At 69.9% G+C, this 24,286-nt stretch carries 19 protein-coding genes; 3 read left to right on the plus strand and 16 right to left on the minus strand.

Features of this window, described 5'->3' with window-relative positions; genetic code table 11:
• Window positions 1-107 precede the first annotated feature (107 nt).
• The 8 genes from ACQ4LY_RS02530 to ACQ4LY_RS02565 all read right to left on the minus strand — a co-directional run bounded on the left by ACQ4LY_RS02530 (window position 108) and on the right by ACQ4LY_RS02565 (window position 4,242).
• Window positions 108-389, minus strand: a complete 282-nt coding sequence (locus ACQ4LY_RS02530; protein ID WP_079113895.1) for a WXG100 family type VII secretion target — start codon at window positions 387-389, stop codon at window positions 108-110.
• 41 nt (window positions 390-430) lie between these two features.
• The gene (locus tag ACQ4LY_RS02535; protein ID WP_056309991.1) at window positions 431-745 is read right to left on the minus strand and encodes a WXG100 family type VII secretion target; all 315 of its coding nucleotides are present in this window, start codon (window positions 743-745) and stop codon (window positions 431-433) included.
• A 139-nt stretch (window positions 746-884) separates the two neighbouring features.
• Window positions 885-1,745 carry a hypothetical protein gene (locus ACQ4LY_RS02540; protein WP_431074420.1) on the minus strand — a complete coding sequence of 287 codons (861 nt, stop codon included), beginning with the start codon at window positions 1,743-1,745 and terminating at the stop codon, window positions 885-887.
• A complete protein-coding gene (locus ACQ4LY_RS02545) occupies window positions 1,733-2,017 on the minus strand; it encodes a WXG100 family type VII secretion target (protein WP_431074421.1) in 285 nt (94 codons plus the stop codon). The genes ACQ4LY_RS02540 and ACQ4LY_RS02545 overlap by 13 nt, the downstream gene beginning before the upstream one ends.
• Window positions 2,014-2,340, minus strand: coding sequence for a hypothetical protein (locus tag ACQ4LY_RS02550; RefSeq protein WP_431074422.1), 327 nt, complete (start codon window positions 2,338-2,340; stop codon window positions 2,014-2,016). Before ACQ4LY_RS02550 ends, ACQ4LY_RS02545 begins: the two co-directional genes overlap by 4 nt.
• A complete protein-coding gene (locus tag ACQ4LY_RS02555) occupies window positions 2,337-3,446 on the minus strand; it encodes a hypothetical protein (RefSeq protein WP_431074423.1) in 1,110 nt (369 codons plus the stop codon). Before ACQ4LY_RS02555 ends, ACQ4LY_RS02550 begins: the two co-directional genes overlap by 4 nt.
• Window positions 3,447-3,604: 158 nt before the next feature.
• Window positions 3,605-3,886, minus strand: a complete 282-nt coding sequence (locus ACQ4LY_RS02560; RefSeq protein WP_079113895.1) for a WXG100 family type VII secretion target — start codon at window positions 3,884-3,886, stop codon at window positions 3,605-3,607.
• Window positions 3,887-3,927: 41 nt separating this feature from the next.
• Entirely contained in the window at window positions 3,928-4,242 is a 315-nt protein-coding gene (locus ACQ4LY_RS02565) for a WXG100 family type VII secretion target (RefSeq protein WP_056309991.1), read from the minus strand.
• A 287-nt stretch (window positions 4,243-4,529) separates the two neighbouring features.
• On the opposite strand from ACQ4LY_RS02565, the gene eccD reads away from it, so the two are divergent.
• Genes eccD through ACQ4LY_RS02580 form a run of 3 tightly spaced genes read left to right on the plus strand, consistent with a single transcriptional unit; the run spans window position 4,530 to window position 8,554 of the window.
• Window positions 4,530-5,864 (plus strand): type VII secretion integral membrane protein EccD, encoded by a 1,335-nt coding sequence (eccD, locus tag ACQ4LY_RS02570; protein ID WP_056510274.1) that lies wholly within the window; start codon window positions 4,530-4,532, stop codon window positions 5,862-5,864.
• A 3-nt stretch (window positions 5,865-5,867) separates the two neighbouring features.
• Entirely contained in the window at window positions 5,868-7,217 is a 1,350-nt protein-coding gene (eccB, locus tag ACQ4LY_RS02575) for a type VII secretion protein EccB (RefSeq protein ID WP_431074424.1), read from the plus strand.
• Window positions 7,217-8,554 carry a S8 family serine peptidase gene (locus tag ACQ4LY_RS02580; RefSeq protein ID WP_431074425.1) on the plus strand — a complete coding sequence of 446 codons (1,338 nt, stop codon included), beginning with the start codon at window positions 7,217-7,219 and terminating at the stop codon, window positions 8,552-8,554. Before eccB ends, ACQ4LY_RS02580 begins: the two co-directional genes overlap by 1 nt.
• A gap of 66 nt (window positions 8,555-8,620) precedes the next feature.
• On the opposite strand, the gene ACQ4LY_RS02585 is transcribed toward ACQ4LY_RS02580, so the two are convergent.
• The 8 genes from ACQ4LY_RS02585 to ACQ4LY_RS02620 all read right to left on the minus strand — a co-directional run bounded on the left by ACQ4LY_RS02585 (window position 8,621) and on the right by ACQ4LY_RS02620 (window position 24,139).
• Entirely contained in the window at window positions 8,621-9,418 is a 798-nt protein-coding gene (locus ACQ4LY_RS02585) for a hypothetical protein (protein ID WP_431074426.1), read from the minus strand.
• Window positions 9,415-10,245 carry a PP2C family protein-serine/threonine phosphatase gene (locus ACQ4LY_RS02590; RefSeq protein ID WP_431074427.1) on the minus strand — a complete coding sequence of 277 codons (831 nt, stop codon included), beginning with the start codon at window positions 10,243-10,245 and terminating at the stop codon, window positions 9,415-9,417. The genes ACQ4LY_RS02585 and ACQ4LY_RS02590 overlap by 4 nt, the downstream gene beginning before the upstream one ends.
• Complete coding sequence (locus ACQ4LY_RS02595) at window positions 10,242-12,140, minus strand: DUF5684 domain-containing protein (RefSeq protein ID WP_431074428.1); 1,899 nt, start codon at window positions 12,138-12,140, stop codon at window positions 10,242-10,244. The genes ACQ4LY_RS02590 and ACQ4LY_RS02595 overlap by 4 nt, the downstream gene beginning before the upstream one ends.
• A complete protein-coding gene (locus tag ACQ4LY_RS02600; protein WP_431074429.1) occupies window positions 12,137-14,689 on the minus strand; it encodes a transglutaminase domain-containing protein in 2,553 nt (850 codons plus the stop codon). The genes ACQ4LY_RS02595 and ACQ4LY_RS02600 overlap by 4 nt, the downstream gene beginning before the upstream one ends.
• Window positions 14,686-16,056 carry a DUF58 domain-containing protein gene (locus ACQ4LY_RS02605; protein WP_431074430.1) on the minus strand — a complete coding sequence of 457 codons (1,371 nt, stop codon included), beginning with the start codon at window positions 16,054-16,056 and terminating at the stop codon, window positions 14,686-14,688. Before ACQ4LY_RS02605 ends, ACQ4LY_RS02600 begins: the two co-directional genes overlap by 4 nt.
• The gene (locus ACQ4LY_RS02610; RefSeq protein WP_431075740.1) at window positions 16,053-17,018 is read right to left on the minus strand and encodes an AAA family ATPase; all 966 of its coding nucleotides are present in this window, start codon (window positions 17,016-17,018) and stop codon (window positions 16,053-16,055) included. Before ACQ4LY_RS02610 ends, ACQ4LY_RS02605 begins: the two co-directional genes overlap by 4 nt.
• Window positions 17,019-17,087: 69 nt before the next feature.
• Window positions 17,088-23,009: an Ig-like domain-containing protein gene (locus tag ACQ4LY_RS02615; RefSeq protein WP_431074431.1), complete on the minus strand. Its 5,922-nt coding sequence runs from the start codon at window positions 23,007-23,009 to the stop codon at window positions 17,088-17,090.
• Window positions 23,009-24,139, minus strand: a complete 1,131-nt coding sequence (locus tag ACQ4LY_RS02620) for a serine/threonine-protein kinase (protein WP_431074432.1) — start codon at window positions 24,137-24,139, stop codon at window positions 23,009-23,011. Before ACQ4LY_RS02620 ends, ACQ4LY_RS02615 begins: the two co-directional genes overlap by 1 nt.
• Between the last annotated feature and the right edge of the window lie 147 nt (window positions 24,140-24,286).

Raw genomic sequence — 24,286 nt, forward strand, 5'->3', positions numbered from 1 at the left:
CTCTGCGCTGACCCGTGACGTCTGCACCGCCCTCCGATCCCGCGACCGGAGGACACAGCAGACGGCGCGGACCCGACGCATCACTGCGACGGGCCCGCGCCACGGGATCAGGCCCCGAACCGCCCGGCAGCCGACTTGTCGGTCTGCACGTACTGGCCCGAGATCTCCTCGGTCTTGCCCGCGATCTGCGTGAGAAGCTGCTGCATCTCACTCAGCGAACGGTTCCACTTGGCCTGAGCCTGGTCATACGCCTGCTGCGCGGAACCATCCCACGCTGCACGAAGCTTGCCGACCTCGGACTCGAGACGATCGAGCTCCGAACGAATACCCTGCGACCCGCTGCGGATCTGCGCTGCCAGAGCGTTGACCTGCTCCGGGCGAACTGACATCGACTGCATCATGTTCTCCTTGAAATCTCTGTGGTCTACGCTCAGGAACCCATCATCGAGCCGAGGCCCGAGATGGTCTGCTGGTGAGCTTCTTCGGTCGCAGCCTGGTCACGCTCAGTACCCGCGAGGGCATCCTCGAGCGTCACGAGGACCTCGTTGAGCTGACGAGCCTGCTCGTCCCAGCGGGACATCAGCGTCGAGAACGATGCGGCAGCCGCACCCGTCCAGAAACCACGCAGCTGCTCGATCTCGCTGCGGACCTTCTTGGTCTGCTGGTCGATCCCGGACTTGGTCTCCCGCACCGCCTGGGCTCCGCGGCGCAGAGCCCCTTCTTCTGCGGAGATGACATCAGCCATAACTCACTCCCTCCGGTCCTTGCGGACACACGTGCGGGGAGCGCATCCCAGAGTTGGGACGACTTCGAAACAACCCCCCACGATTCGTTTCAGGAGACAGGCTAGATCAGATCGCCCCCGATCACCAGAAGGGCGCGGTTTACGGACAGACGATCAGCGCGCTGAGCGTGCCGGTACCGGTCTCCGCATCATCCGGTGAGAGCGTTCCGCTCGACTGCCCCGCCCAGAACTTCACCTCACCCTCGACGTCTCGGAGCCAGTAGGAGCCGTTGCTCTCTGCGGCGATGTCCGCACCGTCCGCGCGAAACTCGGTCGTCCCCGCCTCATCGGTGACGGTCATCTGCACCCGGCCGGAGGAATCGAAGGAGAATGTGCCGGGGTACGGCTCGACACCGGTCGCGGAGACGCGCGCCTCACACGCCACGGTGCTCGGCACGAACGCCGCCAAGTGCACCGTCTCTCCGGCCGTGAACCTCACGCTCACCCCGACGGGCGGCGTCGATCCTGACGCCTCCGGGTCGGGAGTCGGCACCGTCACGGGATCGTCGCAGCTGATCGAGCCCGCGAGCACCCCCGAATACTGCTCGGCGTCATCGGCTGCGACATTCACGTCGTCACCGGGCGCCCACCCCTCGACGAGGGACACGTCGCCCTCGGACGCGTCGACGGTGAGCACCGTCCCGGATGCGGAGAGAACGAGCCCGGTCGCTTCGAAGAGCACCAGCCCGTCATCGCTACCGACGCCGACCGAACCTCGACGGGGCCCGTCGAGTCCGATCGAGAACCGCCCCTGCGGGTCGTTCGAGATCGCGAGCCCGTGCACGCTGCCGGCGTCGCAGGTGATCTGGTCGGGATCGAGAGTCACGGTGCGTTCAGCGCCGTCCACTTCGTAGGTCACCGTGAGACCAGTCGACGCGCCGGGCGCGCATCCCGCGAGCGCGAGCACCATCGCTGCCGCGGCGACGAAGGCTGTCGTCGCCCGCAGCCTCAACGGTGCCACGCGCCGGCTCGGCGGCGATCGAACGCGTCGACCCGCTCCACGGTCTGACCCGCGACACGGCTCGCCTCCCGCGCGATGAGCCGAAGCCGTTCGAGGGATTCGTGCCAGTCGCGCACCGCGACCGACATGGCCTCGCGAGCCTCACCGTCCCAGCGGGACTCGAGCACGGCGGTCTCATCGCGAAGCGCATCGAGGATGCGCTCGATCTCGTCGATGCCTCCATCGATCTCCGTCAGAGCGCCCTTGGCGGTCGACACCTTCAGCCCGATCATCGCTGCGTCTCCTCATTCGTCTCCACAAGTTCCCGCAGCGCATCCGGGATGGCTGCAGGCGGCGCGGGGAGCACGCCGCTCGCCAGCAACGTCGACAGCGGCGCCCGCCCGTTCAGGACGCCGTCCAGCACCTCGTTCAGCTTCGGATCGTCGCTGGTGGCGCGCACCTCCCGCATCTGCTTCGCCAGCTGCACGAGCACCGGGGCGCTCGCGGCGACCGTGGAGAGCGCGAACGGCGCGCGCTCGGAATTCATCCGCCCGGCGAACGCGGCGTCGGGGTCGAGGGGCTCGGAACTGCGGTTCGCTTCAGCACCCGGAGTCATGAGGTCTGCTCCATCGTCGGCACGGGCATGGTCGCGGCGAAGTTCGACAGATCACCGGAGAGATTCCCGAGGGCTTCGAGTATCGAGTACAGGGACGAGAGATCCTGAAGGATGTCATTCACGTCCGCGAGCTTCTTGAACGCCCACAGCAACGAGACGCCTGCCGTGCCGTAGCCGATGAGGCCACCACCGCCGGTCCACACCGTACCGGTGCCGAACGCCGCGCCCGCAGCAGCGACGAGCACGGCGTCGTAGAGACCGTATATCGCGCCGGCGATCTGCTCGGCGGACTGGATCACGCCGGTGCAGTAGTCGGAGAAGACGGTTCCCGCGTCGGCGAGGGCGCTCTGCGCGTCCGAGAGGGCGTTCAGCAGATCTTCGAGGTAGGCCTGTGCGCTGTTGGACGCGTATCCCTGCCATTGGACGCCGGCGTAGGCGACCGCGCTGGCCAGGTGACCGTGCATGTCGTCGACGAGCGACGCGAGGCCGTTGATCGTGTCGGCGAACTGCTGGATGTCGCCCCACCGGCCGCCGTAGGTCTCGAGCACGCGCTGCGGCAGAGTCTGCGCACCGAGCCATCCGAGCACCGTGTCGATCCACTCGCTCGGACTGAGCAGGTCGCCCGGAACGAGGTTCGTGCTCAGCTGATTCAGCTCGTCATAGCTTCCGAGGTCGCAGAAGAAGGCGGCTCCGCCCGTCGGCGGCCCCCATACCGGAAGCGAGTCGTCGGTGCGGTCATAGCTGGGCGCGATCTCGGGGGCTCCCGACGGCGACTGCGTGTTGTCGTTGTATTCGTCGGGGTCGGTCGCGTCGATGAGCGCGGCCTGCTCCATGTCGATGCCCTCACCCTCGTCGGCGACGGCGATGAGCTCGGTGGCGGTGCCGTCGAGCACCTGCTCGAGGTGATCGAACCAGTCGATCAGCGACGACCTGATCTCGATCGCGGCGCCCGCGACCCGCGTGTAGGCGTCGAAGCTGCCGTCGTCGGTGATCGTGCGACCTTCCAACCAGGCGCGAGCACTCGCGGCCTGATCCGCATACTGCGTGAACGCTCCGGCCTGCTCACGCAGTCCGGCGGGATTCAGCCAGAAATCGGTGTCGCTCATACCACCCCTTCGTCATCTGCCACGGCATGGGACCGGCACCGTCGACTGCGCGACGGCGCTGACCCGTGACGTCTGCACCGCCCTCCGATCCCGCGACCGGAGGACACAGCAGACGGCGCGGACCCGACGCATCACTGCGACGGGCCCGCGCCACGGGATCAGGCCCCGAACCGCCCGGCAGCCGACTTGTCGGTCTGCACGTACTGGCCCGAGATCTCCTCGGTCTTGCCCGCGATCTGCGTGAGAAGCTGCTGCATCTCACTCAGCGAACGGTTCCACTTGGCCTGAGCCTGGTCATACGCCTGCTGCGCGGAACCATCCCACGCTGCACGAAGCTTGCCGACCTCGGACTCGAGACGATCGAGCTCCGAACGAATACCCTGCGACCCGCTGCGGATCTGCGCTGCCAGAGCGTTGACCTGCTCCGGGCGAACTGACATCGACTGCATCATGTTCTCCTTGAAATCTCTGTGGTCTACGCTCAGGAACCCATCATCGAGCCGAGGCCCGAGATGGTCTGCTGGTGAGCTTCTTCGGTCGCAGCCTGGTCACGCTCAGTGCCCGCGAGGGCATCCTCGAGCGTCACGAGGACCTCGTTGAGCTGACGAGCCTGCTCGTCCCAGCGGGACATCAGCGTCGAGAACGATGCGGCAGCCGCACCCGTCCAGAAACCACGCAGCTGCTCGATCTCGCTGCGGACCTTCTTGGTCTGCTGGTCGATCCCGGACTTGGTCTCCCGCACCGCCTGGGCTCCGCGGCGCAGAGCCCCTTCTTCTGCGGAGATGACATCAGCCATAACTCACTCCCTCCGGTCCTTGCGGACACACGTGCGGGGAGCGCATCCCAGAGTTGGGACGACTTCGAAACAACCCCCCACGATTCGTTTCAGGAGACAGGCTAGGTCAGATCCACCGGAATCGCCAGAACAGCGGGCTCATCCGTGCGGAGATCGTCCGGTCGATGGAGAAATCGTCGCGACCGACGACTACGTGTTGTCGCATGCCTCAACTAGGGTGAAAGGCGGAATGCGCAGCCACGGGTCTCCTCCCGATCGGCGGCACACCATGGAGGGGGCATCGTTCCATGACTCAGAGCAGCACAGCGGCAGGCACCGTGTTGCGGCTTTCCGTCGTCAGCGACGACCGACGGCTCGACGTCGGCGTGCCGTCGCAGGTGCCGCTCGTCGAGATCATCCCCGGCTTCGCCCGGAGCCTCGGCGTGCTCGACCCGACCCTCACCCACGGCGGCTACTCGCTGCAGAGGGCAGACGGCACCCCTCTCGACCCCGCCCGCGGCGCCGCTGCGCAGGGCGTGCACGACGGCGAGCTGCTGACCCTCGTCCGTGGCGGCCTGATGAAGGAGCCGCGCGTCTACGACGACGTCGTCGAGGCCGTGATCGACGCCACCGCCGAGCAGCACGGCTCGTGGACGCCGGCAGACAGCTCGCGCACCGCCCTCTTCGTCAGCCTCACGTTCCTCGCGCTCTGCGCGCTCTTGCTCGTGGCCACCCCGCCGACGTCGCTCCTCCCGGCGATCATCGCGGGAGCGGGCGCCATCGTGCTCAGCGTCGCCGCAGCCGTCCTCATGCGCCTCCGCCAGCCGGAGGCCGGACACGCACTCGGACTCACCGCTGCGGCCTACGGAGGGCTCGCCGGGTACCTCGCCGTGCCGGTGCAGAGCATCTGGGGCTGGCCACTCGCCGCTCTGGGCCTCGGACTCGTCATCGTCGGAGGCGTCGGCCTCGCGGTCACACAGGACAAGCCCGAGATCCACCTCGTTCCCATCGCCCTGGGCGCATCGATCGGCATCACGGCCACGAGCGCCGCGATCTTCGGAGATGCGCTCGCGCCCTACGCGATCATGCTCGCCACGACGGCACTGCTCGCCAACGGCATCCCCTGGCTCGCCCTCACCTCCACCCGCATCCGGGTGATCTCGCCGCAGAGCGATGCCGACATGTTCGCCGCCCCCGAGCCGATCGACGCCGACGAGGTCAAGCGCCGCGCAGCGGCCGGCACGCGCACGCTCATCGCGCTGCGTGCCGCACTCGGCCTCGCCGCCCTGATCGCGACTCCGCTGGTCGCCGCCAGCGGCGTCTTCGGTGCTCTTCTCTGCGTTCTCGCGTTCGTCGGCATGATGTTCCAGTCGCGACAGATCCACGCCCGCCTCGGCGTGCTCGTGCTCATGGCGATCGGGGCCATCGGCCTCGCGACGACGGGCGTGACGGTGGCGCTCGCGCTCCCCGACGTGCGCACCTGGATGCTGCTCATCCTCGTCGTCGCGACGGTCATCCTCGTCGGACTGACGCTGCTGACCCCGAAGGCCCGGCTGCGACTGACCCGCCTCGGCGACACCGTCGAGGTCATCGCTCTCGCCCTCCTGCTGCCGCTCGGCGTCACCACGGCCGGACTCGTCTGACCGATGGCGACCAAGAAGGATCTGATCGAGGCGCAGGGCTTCAGCCGGCGTCGACTGCTCTCGGCGTTCACCGGGGGCGCCCCCGGCGGCAAGGAACTCGACCCCGCGAAGCCGTTGCGCGCCGTCGTGGCAGGCGTCGCTCTCACGGTCGGCGTCATCCTCGTCGGGGTGTTCTGGGGCATCATGCAGCCCGGGCTTCCTGGCGACTGGCAGAACAACCGACTCATCGTCGCCACCGACACCGGGGCGCGCTACGTCTCGGTCGACGGCACTCTCTACCCGGTGATCAACACCGCCAGCGCACGCCTGCTGATCCCGGCCGGCGAGTTCAAGGTGGTGCGCACCGACCAGGCCGCGCTCGACGGGATCCCGGTCGGCCCGGCGATCGGCATCCTCGGTGCCCCTGACGACCTTCCTGCCCCGAGCGCGCTGATCAACTCGTCGTGGACAGCCTGCGTCGACGACGGCGAGGGCGCCGCCGTCTCTCTCTCGACCTCTCCCATCGCCGACGTCTCGACAGGCACGGGAGCGGTCGTCCAGCGCGGCGACGAGCTCTTCGTGATCGCTGACGGCCTGCGCTACGCGGTCTCGGCCGATGACGCGAACGCCGTGCTCCGCGCGGTCGGCCTCGGAACCAGCGACATCCTCGAGGTCGACGGCCGCTGGCTCAACCTCTTCGAGTCCGGAGAAGAGCTCGAGCCGATCAGGCTCAACGCCATGGGCGCCCCCGTCCCCGACACGAACCTCACGGCGGGAACGATCGTGCACACGCAGGGCACCCCGGCCGACGAGCGCTATGTGGCTCTCGCGACCGGCGAGCTCGCACGCCTCAGCCCGCTCGCCTACCAGCTGTACCTCCTCGGCAGCGGCCAGGAGGCCACCGAGAAAGAGGTCTCTCCCGCCGAGACCGGAGACGTGCCGACCGTGCCGTACATCGGAGGCGAGGACTGGCCCACTCTGCCGCTGAAGCCACTCGCGGCAGGTGAGTCTCCGTGCGCGGTGCTCACCGACGACGCTCACACCGTGCTCGGGGCGACCACGACAGCGCTGCCTGAAGAGCGCTCCACGGTCGATGTCAAGGTCGGTGGCGGAGCCCTCGTTCAGGTCAGCGCCGCATCTGACGACGCGGTCGGCATGGCCGTGCTGATCGACGAATCCGGCACGGCCTACGCGATCCCCGGGGCTGTGGCAGAGCAGAGTCCAGAGGATGCAGCGAGCGGCCCGATCGCGCAGCTCGGCTACTCACCCGACGATGTGGGACGGGTGTCCGACGCGTGGCTCGAGTTCTTCGCCGCAGGGCCAGCCCTGACCACCGAAGCCGCGAGAGAGTCGCCCGGCTCGGGGACGAACTGATGCGTCATCGCAGCGCCGCCCTCGCGGCCGTCATGCTCGGCGCCGCAGTGCTCGGCGCACCGGCGACGGCGCTGGCGTCGACCGCCCCCGCCTCGTCGATCGTGTCGACTGCTGCAGCGGGCCAGGCGTGCACCCCCGGAACCGTCGTCTTCAGTCCCGAGGCTCCGGCCGCTCTCGCCGAGCTCGGCGCCGAGGACGCGAACCGGCTCGCCACGGGCAAGGGCATCGTCGTCGCGATCGTCGACTCGGGGATCGATGCGAGCAATCCGCACCTCGCCGGCGTCGTGATCGGCGGCGTCGATCTGGTCGGCGACGGCGAGCGCGCCGACGGCATGAGCGACACGACCGGTCACGGCACCGCCATCGCCGGTCAGATCGCAGCGCAGCCTGTCGCGGGTTCGGGCGTGGTCGGACTCGCACCCGACGCGCGACTGCTGTCGGTGCGGGCATTCCGCAGCACCCAGCAGCAGGATGTCGACAAGGGATACGGCCCGACCTCGCAGCGCCTCGCAGACGGCATCCACTGGGCAGCAGACAACGGCGCCGACATCATCAACGTCTCGATGTCACAGGACAGCGACTCCGCCGAGCTCCGAGCCGCCGTCGAGCACGCTGCCGCCGTCGGCGCACTGGTCGTGGCGAGCGGCGGCAACCGGGCATCGGACGCCGATGCTGCGGACGCCGCCCGGTATCCCGCGGCGTACGAACAGGCACTCGGGGTCAGCGCGGCCGACAGCAACGGCCTAGCCACCGAGAGCTCGATCCACGGCCCCCAGGTCGATGTAACCGCTCCTGGTGGCAACGTGCTGACGGCGGCGGCCGGCGGCGGGGATTGCATCTTCGCCGGCGACGCGCCCGCATCGAGTTACGCCACCGGATACGCCAGTGCCGCCGCAGCCCTCGTCGCCGAGGCGCACCCCGAGGATCCTCCGGCAGGGTGGGCCTATCGGCTCACGGCCACGGGGCTGCGAGCAGACGCAGACAACCGCGACGACGTGAACGGGTGGGGCTTCATCCAGCCGTTCGCCGCGATCGAGCTGCTCCCTGACGAGACCACACGGGGCCCGGTGAGCCCGTACTTCGACACGACCGAGAGCGCGGCCCGACCGCCCGCCGCCACGGTCGACCCCGACCACGGAGCCTCGCCGTTCCTACTCACCCGCGAGGCGGCGCTGTTCACCGCGATCGGCGGAGCGAGCCTGCTCGGTGTGCTCGGCATCCTCATCGTGCTGCGACGCCGCAGGGAGGCTCCCGTCGATGACCCGAGCGAGGTCGAGCGCGAGGGCGGACTGCTGCACACGCCGGACACGGGCGCCGACAGCGACCGGCTGAGCTGACCGGGCCGGTCCGGTGAGCGGAGCCCGCGGTCGAGGTCGCCGGCTCGGTGCGCAGCGGGCGGGGCTTCAGGCGAAGACGACGAAGCCCAGCGCGACCAGCCCGACGACAGAGACGGCACAGGCGGCCGCGAAGGCGAGGAGAGTCATCATGCTCCAGCGCAGGCCCTGCTTCGCGACGGAAGGAAGCTCCGGGTCCACCGCGCGCGTGGGCGCGGCAGCGCCGACGACGACCGGAGGCGCGGAGGGTCCGAGGGGAGCGGGACGCGGACGGTAGATCTCGGGAGCCGGGGCATCGGTCGGCGCCTCGAAGGAGAGGGGCGCGGCAGTGGGCGCGGGTTCGACAGGGGCATCGTCGTGTTCCGCGGCTCCCGGCTTTCGCTTTCGCCGCAGACGTCGAGGCGGCCGAGAAACGACGACGGTCGCCTCTTCGACGGGTTCGTCGTCAGGAGAATCCGTGGGCTTCTCGGCGCGTCCCGCACTCCGGTCGACGACGACCGTCGCCTCATCGGCAGAATCGGCAGGCTCCTGGACGACTCCCCCGCTCCGGTCCACCAGGACTGTGGCCTCATCTATGAGTTCGTCGTCGGGAGTAGCGGCGGGCTCCTCGACGGGTCGCGCACTCCGGTCCACCACGACGGTGGCCTCATCGAGAGCGTCGGCGGCGGTGACATCCGCTGAATCCGCGGCCCCCGCGGACCCCGCGTCTTCGTCCGCGACGTCCGCATCAGCCGTCTGCGCTGGCTGCGCTGACTGCGCCGACTGCGCCGACTGCGCTGGCTGCGCATCCGTAGCCGCGCCACCGCGCCGCCGATCACGACGGGTGAGGATGACGGTCTCTTCACCGTCGTTCTCGTCTTCGCTCATCTCACCCGCACCGGGATCGTCGTGCCCTCGAGCATGGAGTCGGTCAGCGAGGAGGATGCCGCGATGCGTCCTGCCGTGCTGTCGTCAGGCCTCGTGCGCGCCCCGCCGGCGACCACGTCGATGACGACGACCGAGACGTTGTCGCGCCCACCTGCCTTGAGCGCACGGCTCACCAGCGCCGCGGCGGCGGTCTCTGGGCGTCCGTTCATCGTCAGGGTCGCGCGGATGGCCTCGTCGCTGACCTCACCGCTCAGCCCATCGGAGCACAGCAGCAGCCGTTCGCCGTCGACGACGGGAAGCAACCAGCTGTCGGCCGTGCTGTCCGGCGCACCGATGGCCCGGGTGATGACGTTGCGCTGAGAGAACGACGCGAGGTCCTCGGGGCGCAGTTCTCCGGCATCCACGAGCTCTTGCCCCAGCGAGTGATCGATCGTCAGCTGGGTCAGGTCGTTGCCATGGTGCCGGTAGACGCGGGAGTCACCGACGTTGAAGACCAGCCAGTGCGGCGCACCGTCGTGCTCGACGAGCGCGACGCCGGTGACCGTGCTTCCCGCCCCGCGCTTGTGCTCGGCGGAGATGTCCTCGACCACCGCGGCAGCATGGCTCAGGGCTTCGCCGATGTCGGCGACCTCGACCGTGCGCCCTCGCAGGGGTTCGAAGGCCTCGACCACGGCAGCGCTGGCCCGGTCGCCCGCCTCATGCCCGCCCATGCCGTCGGCGACCAGGAAGACCGGCGAGGCGACGAGCATCGAGTCCTCGTTCGCGGCGCGCTTGAGACCGGTGTCGGTCAGCGACGCGACATTGAGGACCACCGAAGAGAGACTCACGAATCGCGCTCCGCCATGACGTGCATGCCCACTTCGCCGAGGATGAAGCGCCCGTTGCCGGTGACGCTCTCACCCGGATCGAGCAGGGTCTCCGTGCCGTTCTCCTCGACCACGACGACGCCGTTCGTGGCGTGCAGATCGGTGAGGCGCCACTCGTCGTCGTGCACGACGAGGCGCGCATGCGTCTTCGACAGCGTGCGTGTGGTGTCGGAGATCGCGAGTCGCTGCTCGCCCGGCTCGCCGATCGGATTGCGACCGATCACGACGCTCGCGCCCGAGAGCGAGAACTTGCGGCCGTCGTCGAGCACGAGCGAGCGACGTATGCCGCGCTTGCGCGCCACGACCACCGTGGCATCGAAGTCATCGACGTCGATCTCTGCCGGACGGGGCGTGACGACTGTCTTGTCGACGTCAGCGGCGAGTCCGCCGAGCGGCATCGGAGCGACGGGGGATGCGGCGGCATCCGAGGGATCGACCGGCGCCGGCGCCGGGTCGACTGGCGCAGGGTGGGCCGGCGCAGGCTGGGCAGGCGCTGCGGGCGCCACGGAAGCGTCCACGGTCGCCGACGGGGCCGGACGGATGACGGGCATCTGCGGCTCGAGGTCCGAAGCACCGTCGCGGAACGACGGCGGGGCGGGACGCACGACACGCTGCGGGTCGGCGGTCGGCGCGGCGGGAGGCTGATCCGCTGCCCCATGATGCGGCGATGCCGGCGCCGCGAACTGCACGGCGGGCGGTACGGAGGGTGCGTCCTCGAACGGAGCGGGCGGCTGCGCAGCGGCAGCAGGCGGCGCAGCGGCAGGAGCAGGAGGCTGCGGAGCGGCAGGAGCAGGAGGCTGCGGAGCGGCAGGAGCAGGCGGCTGCGGGGCAGCGACGGGCGCGGGTGCCGGCGGGGCCACCGGCTCTCCGCCCATCGCGGCCATGATCCCGGTCGTCGGGTGCGCCTCGACCGGAGCTGACGGCTGCGGAGCGGATGATGGCACCGGCGGCTCCGGAGACGCCACCGGGGCGGGCGGCTGCGGTGCGGGCGGCTGCGGTGCGGGCGGCTGCGGAGCGGCCACCGGGGCGGGCGGATGGGGTGCGGACTGCGGTGCGGGCGGCGCGAACGACGCGGCAGGCGCTCCGATGTTCGGCGACTGCCCTCCGGACGATGCGAACGACGGGGGCTGCGCGCCGGGCACGGGCGGCGGACCGACCGGCGCCATCGGTGTCGATGACGGAGCTGATGACGGAGCTGATGACGGTGCCGACGGCGACTGAGGCGGCTGCGGCGGCGCGCCCCACGCGGACGGTGTGGCGGGTGCGGCGGGAGCAGCGCCACCGGCGGATTCCGACGGCGGGGTCGCCCGGGGCGGGGCCGCGTAGTCGGGGAAGATGAGCGCAGGAGCATCCGGCTGGCTCGGGGTGTGCGGCGCGAGCGACGGGATCGTGTAGCCGGACGCGTCCCGAGCGGGCGCCGCGGCAGGTTGCGCGGTGCGACGCGGGCCGGGCTGCAGGGCGGCCAGACGGTCACCCTCTGGATAGGGCGGGGCGCCCCAGGCGAGCACCGTCGCCCACACCGGCGGAAGCAGGATGGCGAGCACCGTCATGCCGGCGCCCCGCCCGAACCGCTGGTTGATGCGGTGGGTCGCGACGACCTTGAGGTAGATGCCGTACAGCTGCACGATCGGGATGAAATAGAACACGACCGACCAGGCGGGGACTCCACCTCGTGCAAGGATCTCGGCCTCGTTGAGGATCGGGACCCACCCCTTCCACCCCTCGCCGTCGATACGCGGGAACAGGCGCGAGAGCGCGTACGCGTACCAGACGTAGATGGCGATGCCGATGAGCACACCGAGGCCGCCCACGATGGCGAGCATCGTCGCGTAGCCGGTATCCACGGGCGCGATCATGAGTCCCCCTTCTTCCGGTCGCCGAGCGAACCGGTCAATCCGAGCGTACCGAGCGCGGGCCGAAGTCCGAACGAGCGGAGGCCGCCCGCTGACCGGATCCGACCGATGAACGATGTCGGCCGCACGCGCTTGACGAGGCGATGCCACCATTTTCCGTCATGCGCGAGCTCGGCACGTTCCGCGTCCACGATCTCCCATGCGGCACTCGCGTCGTCCTTCGTCGGTGGATGCTCGGCGAACACCGCACGGTCGACGAGCGCCGCCAGGCGGTCCGACGCCTCGCGGTCGGTCGACAGCGCACGCTGAGTGCGTGTGCCCTGCGCATCCATCGCGACATCATGGTCGGCGTACACGTCGACGAGCTCCTCCCATGCGCCGGCGAGTCGCACTTCAGGGTCCGCCGCCGTGCGACGGGCTCTGGCGCGATACCGCTTGGCGAACACGAGGACGAGGAACGGCAGCGCCAGCAGTACGAGTCCGAGAAGGCTCAGACCGACCGCCCGCAGGATGGGCAGGAGGATCGCCAGCAGCTCCGACTGCGGTTCCTCGAGCGGAGGCGCGTCGTTGTTCGAGTCGCTCTGCGCCTGGGGAGGATCCAGCGCCTCCGAGCGAGGCTGCTCGGGGACGGTCGGATGCTCGGGCAGCTGCTCGCCCTCCGTGATGGAACTGGGCAGCATCGCGTACTGCGGCGTCGTGTCGACCGGCATCCAGTCGGCGCCGGAGGCGCGTACCTCGACCCAGGCGCTCATGTTCGCCCCCGTGCACGTCTCGGTGCACGCGGGGATCCCCGGCACCTCCTCGGCCGCGGCGAGACGCGTGCCGATCACGACTCGGGACTCGAGGCCCCAGTGCTCGGCGAGAAGCGCCGCGGCCACCGAGAACTGCTCGTCGTCTCCGACGGCCGAGACGAGCAGCTCGGGTGCGGCATCCGCTCCCGCCCGCCGCTCCTGCTCGACCATGTCGGTGAAGAGCTCCTCGACGCGAGCGGCGGAGTGCCCGGCGTAGCTCGGTGCGAACGCGTACCCCTCGGACTCCTTGAGCGAGGCGATCCACCCGGCTGCCGCTTCGTCATCGATCAGGGCATGGCTGAGGTATCCGCGGGAGCGCAGGCGATCGATGATCTCGAGATAGCCCGCCCCCGTGCGGGGCTGCTCCTGCATCTCGGCCCACTCGACGAGTGCCGGATAGCGATCGGTGTCGAGGTTCGACGCTCCGCCCTGCAGTGCGGTGATGTCGCCCTGGCCGTCGGGAGCATCCGCGAGCACCGTGTAACGGTCGCCGGGGATGAGTCCCTCCTCACCTGTGGAGGTCTCGGCGATCGTGATCGCCGTGTCGCCCCCCTCGTTCACATGGAACCCGTCCGCGAGCGCGTCCGCACGGGTGCCGGAGAACGCCGGCGCCTCCGCGAGGCCGGCCGGTGACGGCACCCAGATGCCCCGGTAGGCGTCGCCGATGGTGATGTCGAGGGAGACCCGCCCGGCCGCGGGGAGCGCCGTGCGCGGGAGCCGGCTGAACCGGTCGTCCGGGTCGATGTGGAAGTCCTCGCCGTCGTACGAGTCGAGGGTGACGAGGCGGATGCGGTCGACCGCCCCGGGGTTTCCCTGCACCCGCAGGACGGTCTCATCGAGAGTGCCGCCCGCGAACCACGAGCGATAGGCGCTGAGCGGGCTCGCCTGCTGCTGCACGACGATCATCGGCTCCACCTCGTCGCGCAGCACCGATCGGTCCGACCATCCGGCCGCCGCCGGGGCGATCGCGAATCCGGCGACGAGCGCGACCACCGCGAGCGCGGCCGACAGGAGATGCCGACGCACGGTCAGCCAGACCGGGGTGGCCCGGCGCGAGATGTTGGCGGCGGCGACCGTGCGCAGCGCCTGGGCACGCTGCAGCCGCGCACGACCGACCAGCCAGACGAGGGCTGCGACGAAGAGGGCGACGCCGATCAGCCACTCTCGGGGAGCCGGAAGCGCGACTCCGAGGATCGAGACCGGCGACGTGGTGCCGCTCACACCGAAGGCGATGCCGAACACGCTCATCGCCGTCACGACCGGGACGGCGATCGTGGCGCGGCGTCCGTTCTCGAGCACGAGGAGGGTCGCGACGAACGCGCCGAACAGCATCACGACGAGGAACGGGATGAGCACGGCCTGGTATTCGCCGAGCGGCGGGTTGAGCGTCAGCATCTGCTTCCACCCGAGCACGACGCCGAGCACCGCATCGCGGAGGCCGCCGATGAATGCGGGGACCGACGAGAGCGCGGAAGGGATCGCGAGCGGCACCGCGACCACGAGGTACGTGCCGACCGCCGCGAGGGCGCCGATCAGCATCCCCCAGCGCAGCACGCGGGCGAGCACGGCGATCGCCATGCCGAGCAGACCGCCGACGAGACCGACGGCCAGGGCGCGCGGCGATTCGTAGACCGGCCAGACCGCAGCGGTCGCGAGGCCGACACCGACCAGCACGTAGCCGAGCGACCAGAAGGTGAGGGCCGAGAGGGCGAATGACCGCCGCGACCCGGCCACACCGCGCTTGGCCCCTGCCGCGCTCATCGAAGGGCTCCGCGCGCGAGCATCTGCGGCAGGTCTCCGAGCGCTCCGAGGGTCATCACCGCGAGCTCTCGCGCCGACCGCATCGTGGGCTGTTCGCCGAGTTCACTGCGCACGGCGACGGCCTCGACTGCGGCGGGCAGCTTGACCGCTGCGAGTCGGAGTCGGTCGAGCGGCATCCGCGAGCCGGTGAGGAGGAATCCGATCGAGAGGTCCGGATACGACTGCACGGTGAGGGCGGTGACCGCCTCGAGACGCATGACCCGGTCGGCCGCGTCGATCGTCGACGTGGCATCGAGCAGCGCTTTGGGCGTCACGGTCGGCAGCGTGCGGATCGAGAGCACCTCGGCACGACTGTGCTCGGGGATCTCGTTGCTCACCGAGAACAGCACGTCGCGGCCGTCACGGACGCCCTGAAGCGCCAGGGACGCCGCGGCGCTGACCGTGTTCTCGAACTCGTCGTCGCTCTCGTACGACTCGGCATCGAGGTCGAGGATGATCGCGATGCGGGCGTGCCGCGACTCCTCGTACTGGCGCACCATGAGCTTGCCGGTCTTGGCCGTCGACTTCCAGTGCACGTGGCGCTGCGAGTCGCCGACGACGTACTCGCGCACGGCGTGGAACGAGAGGTCGGCGTCGACCAGGACCGAACTCGGTGTGCCCTCGAGATCACGGATGAGCCCCGCACTGGTGCTGGGAAGACGCACGGTGACCGGATGCACGTGAATGCGCTGCACGTCGGGCCAGCGGAGCTCGCGGCGGAGGATGCCGATGGGATCGCCGCGGGTGATGGTCATCGGGCCGACGTCGATGACACCGCGGCGGTGGGCGGCGATCGTGAGCTGCTCGCGGTGATGCGCGCTGGGGCGCAGCAACGGGACGTGCGCCTCGACCAGCCCCTCCCCCACGGGGACGTCGACGACACCGGGGAGCGAGAGATGCTCGCCGTTGTTGCGGACGTCGAGGGTTGCCCCGATCTCCGCTCCGGCCACCACGCGGTCACGATCGAGCGTGAGGTCGATCCGGTAGTCGTGGGTGCCGAGGATGAACGGGACGCAGGCGACCAGCAGCACCAGGGCGATCGCAGCCACGGCCCAGGCCTCGACCCAGCCGAACAGCAGTCCGGCGATGAGACAGAGAACGAGCGCCACGGCCACCAGCATCCCGGCCGCCGTGACCGTCTCGCGCACCCAGGCGACGGATGCGCGAGCGGCGCGCCCCGTGTTGCGAGCCGCACGACGAACGCCGAAGACCGCGCCGCGGACGGGGCCCCGGCGCGTGCGGTCGTAACGCGTGACCGTCGACGTGCGCGTCGACGTGCTCGTGCCCGCCGTCGTGCGCGTCAGACGGGACTCGGTGCTGAAGCTCACGCAGTGCCGTTCTCGCGCGGGGGCTCGACGTCGAGCAGGATCTGGCCTACGACGGCGACAGCGGTGACGCCGTCGAACTCCGCCTCGGGTTCGAGCACGAGACGGTGGGCGAGGGCCACGACAGCGAGCTCGCGCACGTCGTCGGGCGTGACGAACGTGCGGCCGTTCTTGGCAGCCCAGGTCATCACGAGACGCGAGAGCGCGATCGCGCCTCGCACGCTCGCGCCGAGACGGACCTCCGATGCCCGGCGCGTGGCATCGACGATGCGCATGATGTAGTCGGAGACGAGCGGGTTCACGTACACGCCGCGGGTCATCTCGGCCATCGTGAGGATGGTGTCTGTGCCGACGATGCCGTCGAGCACGTGCTTCGGCTGCGCGGCTCCCTGGAGGATGCGCATGGTCGCCGCCTCATCGGGGTAGCCGATCGACGTCTTGATCATGAACCGGTCGAGCTGCGCCTCGGGCAGACGGTAGGTGCCGCCCTGCTCGATGGGGTTCTGCGTCGCCATCACGAGGAAGGGCGAGGGCACGGGGCGGGTGACGCCGTCGACCGTGACCGTTCCCTCTTCCATCACCTCGAGCAGCGAGGACTGCGTCTTCGGGCTCGCGCGGTTGATCTCGTCGGCGAGCACGATGTTCGCGAAGACGGGTCCGGCGTGGAACTCGAAGGCGCCCTCCTTCTGGTCGTAGACCGTGATGCCCGTCACGTCACCCGGCAGCAGGTCGGGGGTGAACTGGATGCGCGTGCTCGTTCCGGTCACGGTCTGCGCGATGGCACGTGCGAGCGCCGTCTTGCCCGTGCCGGGGAAGTCCTCCAGCAGCACGTGTCCTCCGCTGACGGCCGCGGCGAGCACCAGCTCGACCACGTGCCGCTTGCCGAGGATCGCCTGCTCGACGTTGCCGGTGAGGATCGAGAAGGTCTCCGCGAACCAGGCGGCCTGTTCGGGAGCGATGGTCACGGGAGCGGCTGTGGGAGCAGACATAAGGAAAGAGTATTCGTTGGTTGTGTGGTGGTCGGGCGACCCGCCTCAGGGGCAGGCGCCCGTCACGCGATGGGTGATGGATGACAGGGTCGCGTATGCGCCCTTCCAGGTGATCTTCACGTCGAAGGCACCGGGGGTGTCGGTGACGGGCGTGACGACCCGGTCATACGACCCGCTGGCCGCTCCCGAGACCGCTACGACGTCGGACTCGCGTGCGGGCATGCACGCCCGGAACTCGACGTCGACGATCGTCGGCGCAGTCGTCGCAGTGATGTTCACGGCTCCCGAGCACGAGCGCGTCTGCTGGGGGTGGCACGCGCGCGCCTGCACCTGACCCGGTGACGAGTCAGGGCTGAGGAAGAAGTCTCCTCGCCAATCGCCGTACATGTTGTACTGCGCGACGAAACCGTCTTCGACGTCGAGTGCCGGAGCCGACGACAGTCCGTACGAGTACCGGTCGCCGTTCTTCGACGGCGAGGTCGCCACCGTGTAGGTCGTATTGCCGCCGGGACCGTCGACGAAGGTGAAGGTGAACACCGTCGCCGTCGACGACTCCGCGACGCCGTAGCCGTTGGAGGCACACGCCTTGACGTTGTAGACCTGGTACGCCTGGAGTCCCTGCAGCGACGGCGAGGCGGACTGCACCTCGGCGCCGGAGACCGACAGACGGCCATTGCCGTCGGCGCTGCAGCTGGCGTTGCCCGAACGCCAGGCGAGGTACACGACGTCGAGACCCTGGGCGCTGCCGTTGGCCTGCGCGGCGATGCCCGACACATTGATCGACGTGTTGGATGCTGCGCTCGCGTTGGTCCACGACGGTTCGAAGTACGGAGCGCCCGCCACCGTCACGGACGTGCGGAAGGCTCCTCCCTCGTTGCCACCCTCGCCGTTAGGGGGCTGGAACTGGCTGATCGGGACGATCGTGAGGTTCTGCGCTCCGGGAGACAGTCCGATCTCCACCTGGGTCGTGCCCCCGTTCCGGGGGATCATCTCGCCGGTCTCCTCGATGCGGAAGGCCAGCGCGTCATCCGAGGCGTCGATCGCGAGCGCGACGATGCCCCGCCCACGGTCGGACTGTCCCGGACGGTAGACCGGCGTCGCGGTCGCGTTCGAGACGACCGGCGCCGCATACGCCCAGCTGGTGAGGGGCGAGGTCGTCGCCGATGTGCCCACGGCGTTCACTGCGGCTGCGGTGAAGACGTGCGGCGCCCCGTTGACGAGCCCGTTCACGGTGCAGCGGTAGGAGCCTCCCGCGGGACTGCACGAGGCGTTCGCCGGCGATCCGTCCTGCATGATGGTCACGCCCGAGACGCTCGGGTGTGCACGCCCTGCCTCGCCGAGGGGTACGTCGAGCACCACGGTCGTCCGGGTGAAGCCGACCGTGGTGACGCTCGCGGGCGCCTGCGGGAAGCCCTGCAGGTCGAGTGTCAGGGTTCCTGTTCCGGTGCGACCCTGCGCATCCGACACCACGAACGGGATGACGCACTGGCCGCCGGGCGCCTGTCCGCCGCCCGGCCAGCTCGCCGTGATCGACTTGCTGCCAGACGTCGAGATCGAGGCGACGTCGCAGCGCGCTCCCGCGCCGAGCGACATCAGTCGCAGCCCGGAGCCGGGCTTGCCCGCGAACGGGTCGTACTCGCCCGCCACGTCGACCACGTCGATCGTGCAGTTCGGGTTCGTGACGATGCACTGCTTCGTGAAGGTGGCCCCTCGCGGAGCATCCGGCGGAGCCGCACCGACGACGAGGCGGACGGATGCCGAGGGCTGCCCGTACTGCTCGACCGTGACACTGATGTTCTCGCTGTTGCCCGGCTTCGCATCCGCACGGGCCTCGATCGTGAGGGTCTTGCCGTTGGACGTCACGATGAAGGCCGACCCGGAGTACACGACCCGGTACACGAGCGACCCGGAGTTGCCCTCGCGCCCACCCTCCCAGGCGGCCATGTTGGCGTACATGTCGATGGTCTCGGTGGCACCGGGAGCGATCGTGTGCGAGATGGACGAGAGCAGCAGCTGCGGCTCGGCAGGACGGATGCTGATGGGCACGTCGATGTACGACCAGCGCTCCTGCCCCTTGAGCCGCACGGGCACCAGGCAGGTATCCGACCATGGCGCCTCCCGGCCGGCACGGTAGGTCGCACCACCGGATCCCTCGGCGACGCACGACGCAGCCGCGCGCTGGGCGCTGAACTGACCGCTGCCGACCTCGACGGCATCCGATGCCGTCAGATCGACGTAGTCGCTCACGTCGAACGTTGCCGAGGCATCCTCGTCGACCACGACGGGCGTGGAGCCGGGTTTGAGCTGCACCTGCATGTCGTCGAAGGCTGGGATGCGCAGGAACCCGTATGCGACGACGTCGCGTCCTCCCGACCCCTTGCCCTTGAGCTGGAACGGCACGAGCGCGCCTTCGGCCGGAGCGGTGCCCACGATGCGGTTGCCCTCCACCGTGTATCCGGGCTGGTCGCCCCACAGGCTCAGGGTGAGCGACGACGTGTCTCCCGACGGCCAGCTCACGCGATCCGTCACGACGTCGATGCCGCGGTCCGCGAGGTCGTCGCGATCACGTGCGGTGAGGACGGTGTCGGCGACGCTCGGCTGATCGGCGACCGCGCCATCGGTCACCGTGACCACGATCAGGCCCTGCGCGGTGCTCGACGTGCGCTTGGACTTGACCGTGTAGAAGTAGGAGTTGGTTCCGGCGGTGTCGCCGGCACGCAGCACGACCCGGCCCTCGTCGAGGTCGGTGTCGGAATCGATCAGCGCGTTCAGGCGGTCGTACAGCGGGTTTCCCTTGACCGGCGGAGCGTTGGGCACGAGCTCGGTGATCTCGAGCTCGCTCTGCGCGGGATCGAGGTCGTTCGAACGAGGATCGAGGACGATCGGGGTCTTCGACCCCGCCTCGACGCGCACATAGTCGCTGAAGGTCACGGGGGCGGAATCATCGACATCCGCGTCGAGCACTCCGATGCGGACGACGCCCGTTCCCTCCTCTCCCTGCGGGTCGCGCACGGTGTAGCGGAAGCTGGCCTGGCCGCCCTGGACGCCGGCTGCGGGGGCCCGGTAGACGATGGACTCGCCGCTCGCCGAGATCGTCGCCGTGCCCGCGCCCTTCTCGGGCTGCTCGATGCCGGTGAGCACCACGCGATCGCCGTCGCTGTCCATTCCGTTGGCCGGGACGCGGAGCGAGACCGTCTGGCCGCTGAGCACGCGTCCGGTGAGAGTGGTGGGAGTCGGCGCACGGTTCGTGCCCGGGGGCACGACGGTGACCGTCACCGTGCCGGTGTCGGAGAGCGACGGGTTGCGCTCCAGCGAGACGGAGTAGGTGAGCCGGTACGTGCCCGGCGTGGTCGGGGCGAGATATCGCAGCGCGTTTCGGTCGGCGAACACGAGCTCGCCGGCTTCGCCGGAGCCGGTGACCTCGGGGAGCACGACCAGGGGCTCTCCTCGCGGAGCGACGTCGTTCGCCGTGACGCTGATGCGGGTGAGCGACCCTGCGCGCACGGTGATCGCGTCCGAGAAGACGATCGGGCGGGTCACGGTCGACGGCGGGGTGAGGAAGACCGTGACGGTGCCCTGCACCGCGGCTCCCGATCCGTCGGCGACGGTCACGGTGGCTCGGCCGATGACTCCGGGCTCGCCGTCTTCGGTCGTGCCGTTGACGCGGATGCTCTCGTTGCCGACCACACGCACGTTCAGCTGCGGGGTGGAGCTCACGGCATCGGACAGCATCAGCACCCGGCCGCTGGTGTTCTGCACCGCACGCAGTACATCGACGGTGGTGTCCTCGCCCTCGCGCACGAAGGCGGTCAGGGGTGCCATGGCCAGCCCGGACGACCCGTCGACGGCGGTGATGCGGATGACGGCGGACTGCTCGGCCTGCGTCGAGACGTCCTGGGCGGTGTACGTCACGACGTACTGACCCGGTTCTGCGACGGTCAGCTCGACCGTGCCCGATGCGGCGTTCGGCGTGACCTCGAGTCCCTGCGCGGTGGCGGCCGTCTGCACGGCATCGACCAGTCGATACGAGCCGGAACCGCCGGAGAGGTGATCGGAGATGCGGATCGACTGCAGCTCACCCACGCGAGCGGTCAGGGCGACGGGCGATGCCACGAGGGCCGGACTGCCCGTGACCTGCACGTCGAGGGTCTTCTCGGCGGTCGCGCCGTGCACGTCCTCGACCACCACGGTGACCGCGATCACCGCATCCGCCGCGTTCGGGTCGGTATGACGTATGGCCACACGACCGTCCGCCATCGGAACGACCATCACGGGCGATGACGAGTCGGTCTCGTAGGCGTCGCTGAGCACGAAGGGGTCACCCTCGGGGTCGACCCAGCCGGAGAGGGCGGAGACCACCGTGCTGCCACCGGGGAGGAGCTGCGGAGTCGGCCACTCCTGCTGGCAGGCGTCGACGCCGCACCACACCGGCGCCGAGTTCACGCCCGCGTCGACGACGGTCAGGGTCACGGTCGCGGGTGACGACACCGCAGCCCCATCGGTCACGGTGTAGGTGAAGGAGGTCTGGCCTGATCCCGCCTTGACATTGACCACCAGCGATTGGCCGTTGGCGACGAGGGTCAGGTCGCCGAACGCGGGATCCCCGAGACCGCCCGCCACAGAGTCGGGGTCGATCGTCAGGACGTCCTTCTTGTTCGGATCGTGGTCGTTGAGCAGCACCGGGAGGATCACCTGCTCGCCGGCGCGGACGCCGAAGGCGTCATCGACGGCGACGGGCGGAAGCTGCTCCGCCACATCCTCGACGATGATGGTGCCCTCCTGCTGCTCCGTGTCGTCTTCGATCGCCCACTGCTCGAGCGGGATCAGCACGCCGTCTGGCGCGGTCCAGATGAGCCCGGTGCCCGTCTCGCTCAGCACGGCGCGGTCGCCGTTCTCCTGGAAGACCGGCTCGATCGTCGCGGAGTCGAGTGCCTCGTCCGGAACGCGCAACGGCACGGTCTCGCCGTCGGCCCACAGGGTGCCAGCGCCGGTGTCGAGCCAGGCGGCATAGACCTGGTCGCCCACGACGACGGGGGCCGCCGGAACTCCGGTCGCATCAGCGACGCGCTCGGACTCTCCGGAGGCGAGGTCGACCGACACGAGGCCGTCGGAGTCGGCGATGAACAGGGACTCGCCGGAGGCGGCGCCCTCCTGCAGACGAGCGTCCTCGGCGACATCGAGCTCGACGGGTTCGTCTCGACCCTGGAGCCACAGTTCACCGGACCCCGTCTGCAGCATCGCCCAGCGGTCGCCCACGACGGTGACGGACAGCCCCTCCCCCGCGTCGGGAGCCGAAGAGACGGATGCCGGATCGCCGAGGAATCGGTGCTCCTTGATGTCGAACCGGCGCACCGCGCCCTCATCGGCCGAGTACAGCACGAGCAGACCCTCGGGTGAGAGCCCGATCGCATCCGCCGTGTAGGTCGGCGGGTCTTCGCCCTCTTCGACCTCGACGCCCGCGAACGGGTCGACGAGCGCGGTGGCAGCCCCCGCGTCGAGTGTCGTCACCGAGACCTGACCGGTATCGGTGCGGTAGGCCACGTAGGGACCAGCGGAGAGGATCTCCCTCGTGCCCGCAGGGGTCGGCTCGGAGGCGAGCGGGGTGCCTGCATCGGACGAGTCGGAGAGCAGGTCGGTCGGGCTGGCGGGGTCGAGATCCCAGCGCTGCCTGTTCCCCTGCGCGTACAGCACGGCGGCGGAGCCGCTCTGCCAGACAGCCTCGGGGTCGTCGACGTTGCGCACCGTGTCGATCTCGGCGAGCTCGGTGTTCACACGGGCGTACTGGCCACTGTCGCGCATCACCCAGACCGCGGACTCGAGGCGGGGCACCTCCTGCGACTGGTATCCCTGCGCCGTGACGGCGAGGGTGACCACGACGGCGAGGGCGGCGACACCCGAGATCGCGGCGATCAGGCGGCCTCGCGACCGGGGCTTCGTCTCCGCGCGGTTGCGGTCGCCGATGGCCATCAGAGGATCCCTGTCAGGTAGAGGACCGCGATGCCGACGCCGGCGAGCACGGCGGCGCCGATCAGCGCGCCGATCACTCCCGCGATGAGGGGCGAGCGGGTCTTGGTGCGGGCGGCGGGGAGGTCGTCACGGTCGCGGGGTGCGGCCTGCTGGCGCGCGGCACGCACAGCACGACGCGAGTCGGGGGCCACCGTCGTGATCACGGGCCCGCGCGGCGCGGAGTCCGAGAAGCTCACCGGTGCCGCGGCCGCCCACTCGGCGGATGCCGCTTCGAACGCCGTCGGGTGGATGCCGAGCTCGTACTGGGCCCAGCGCAGCCGTTCGGCGAAGTCGGCCATGCTCGCGAACCGCTTGGCCGGATCGCGGTGCATCGCCGTCGCGAAGATCTCATCGACGATCGGCGGGATGCCGGGCAGGGGCACAGCGGTGTAGCGGGCCTTGACGATGCGATCGGTGAGCTGGTCGCGCGAGTTGGATCCGCGGTCGGGGCGCTCGAAGGGGCTGCGCCCTGCGAGCAGGGTGTAGAGCGTCGCGCCGAGGCTCCAGATCTCGCTCGGCACGGACCCGGAGACGCGTTCCTGCAGTACCTCGGGCGAGCTCCACGGCACGGACATCGCGATCGTCTCGCCGTCGCCCTCATCGATCACGGCGGCAGCGATGCCGAAGTCGGCGAGCACGGGAGCACCGAGGGAGTTGATGAGGACGTTCGAGGGCTTGATGTCACGGTGCAGCAGACCTGCCCGGTGCACGGTCTCGAGTGCACCGGCGATGCGCACACCGGTGTCGAGCACCTCCGCGAGGGCGAGCGGCGCCTTCTTGTACCGGGCGCTCATGGTGTCGGGGCAGTATTCCATGGCGAAGTACGGGCGACCGTCCGCCGAGATCGACGCCTGGTAGATCGTCACGATCGACGGGTGCGCACTGAGTCGGGCGGAGATGTCGGCCTCGACGTTGAAGGTGCGCAGCACCTCGCGGTTGACCGCGTCAGCGAGGAGCACCTTCACCGCGGCGACGCGACGAGGCATGTCCTGCTCGTAGAGGAACACGTCGGCGAAGCCACCGGAGCCCAGCGGACGCACGTAGCTGTACCCCGCCAGCGTAGGCGGTGTCGATGCCATGCGCGTTGCCACTCATGCTCCTCACGGTCGGATGGGGAGACCGCGCCCTGCATGAACCCGACGCGCTGCGTTGGGCGTTCCCCCCGATCACAGAGTATATCGAGGGGATCGACGATCCCGAGGGCCGCTCGTCGCCTCGGGAGGGCGCTGCGGTGCAGG

It is taken from the genome of Microbacterium phyllosphaerae (assembly GCF_050628115.1).
GTDB lineage: Bacteria > Actinomycetota > Actinomycetes > Actinomycetales > Microbacteriaceae > Microbacterium > Microbacterium phyllosphaerae_A.

Bases quoted from the DNA above. Each gene is read 5' to 3' on its own strand.
- eccD (WP_056510274.1), top strand. From the start codon at position 4,530: ATGACTCAGAGCAGCACAGCGGCAGGCACCGTGTTGCGGCTTTCCGTC.
- ACQ4LY_RS02585 (WP_431074426.1), bottom strand. From the start codon at position 9,418: ATGAGCGAAGACGAGAACGACGGTGAAGAGACCGTCATCCTCACCCGT.
- ACQ4LY_RS02600 (WP_431074429.1), bottom strand. From the start codon at position 14,689: ATGAGCGCGGCAGGGGCCAAGCGCGGTGTGGCCGGGTCGCGGCGGTCA.
- ACQ4LY_RS02560 (WP_079113895.1), bottom strand. From the start codon at position 3,886: ATGTCAGTTCGCCCGGAGCAGGTCAACGCTCTGGCAGCGCAGATCCGC.
- ACQ4LY_RS02545 (WP_431074421.1), bottom strand. From the start codon at position 2,017: ATGATCGGGCTGAAGGTGTCGACCGCCAAGGGCGCTCTGACGGAGATC.
- ACQ4LY_RS02550 (WP_431074422.1), bottom strand. From the start codon at position 2,340: ATGACTCCGGGTGCTGAAGCGAACCGCAGTTCCGAGCCCCTCGACCCC.
- ACQ4LY_RS02530 (WP_079113895.1), bottom strand. From the start codon at position 389: ATGTCAGTTCGCCCGGAGCAGGTCAACGCTCTGGCAGCGCAGATCCGC.
- ACQ4LY_RS02535 (WP_056309991.1), bottom strand. From the start codon at position 745: ATGGCTGATGTCATCTCCGCAGAAGAAGGGGCTCTGCGCCGCGGAGCC.
- ACQ4LY_RS02595 (WP_431074428.1), bottom strand. From the start codon at position 12,140: ATGATCGCGCCCGTGGATACCGGCTACGCGACGATGCTCGCCATCGTG.
- ACQ4LY_RS02615 (WP_431074431.1), bottom strand. From the start codon at position 23,009: ATGGCCATCGGCGACCGCAACCGCGCGGAGACGAAGCCCCGGTCGCGA.
- ACQ4LY_RS02555 (WP_431074423.1), bottom strand. From the start codon at position 3,446: ATGAGCGACACCGATTTCTGGCTGAATCCCGCCGGACTGCGTGAGCAG.
- ACQ4LY_RS02580 (WP_431074425.1), top strand. From the start codon at position 7,217: ATGCGTCATCGCAGCGCCGCCCTCGCGGCCGTCATGCTCGGCGCCGCA.
- ACQ4LY_RS02565 (WP_056309991.1), bottom strand. From the start codon at position 4,242: ATGGCTGATGTCATCTCCGCAGAAGAAGGGGCTCTGCGCCGCGGAGCC.
- eccB (WP_431074424.1), top strand. From the start codon at position 5,868: ATGGCGACCAAGAAGGATCTGATCGAGGCGCAGGGCTTCAGCCGGCGT.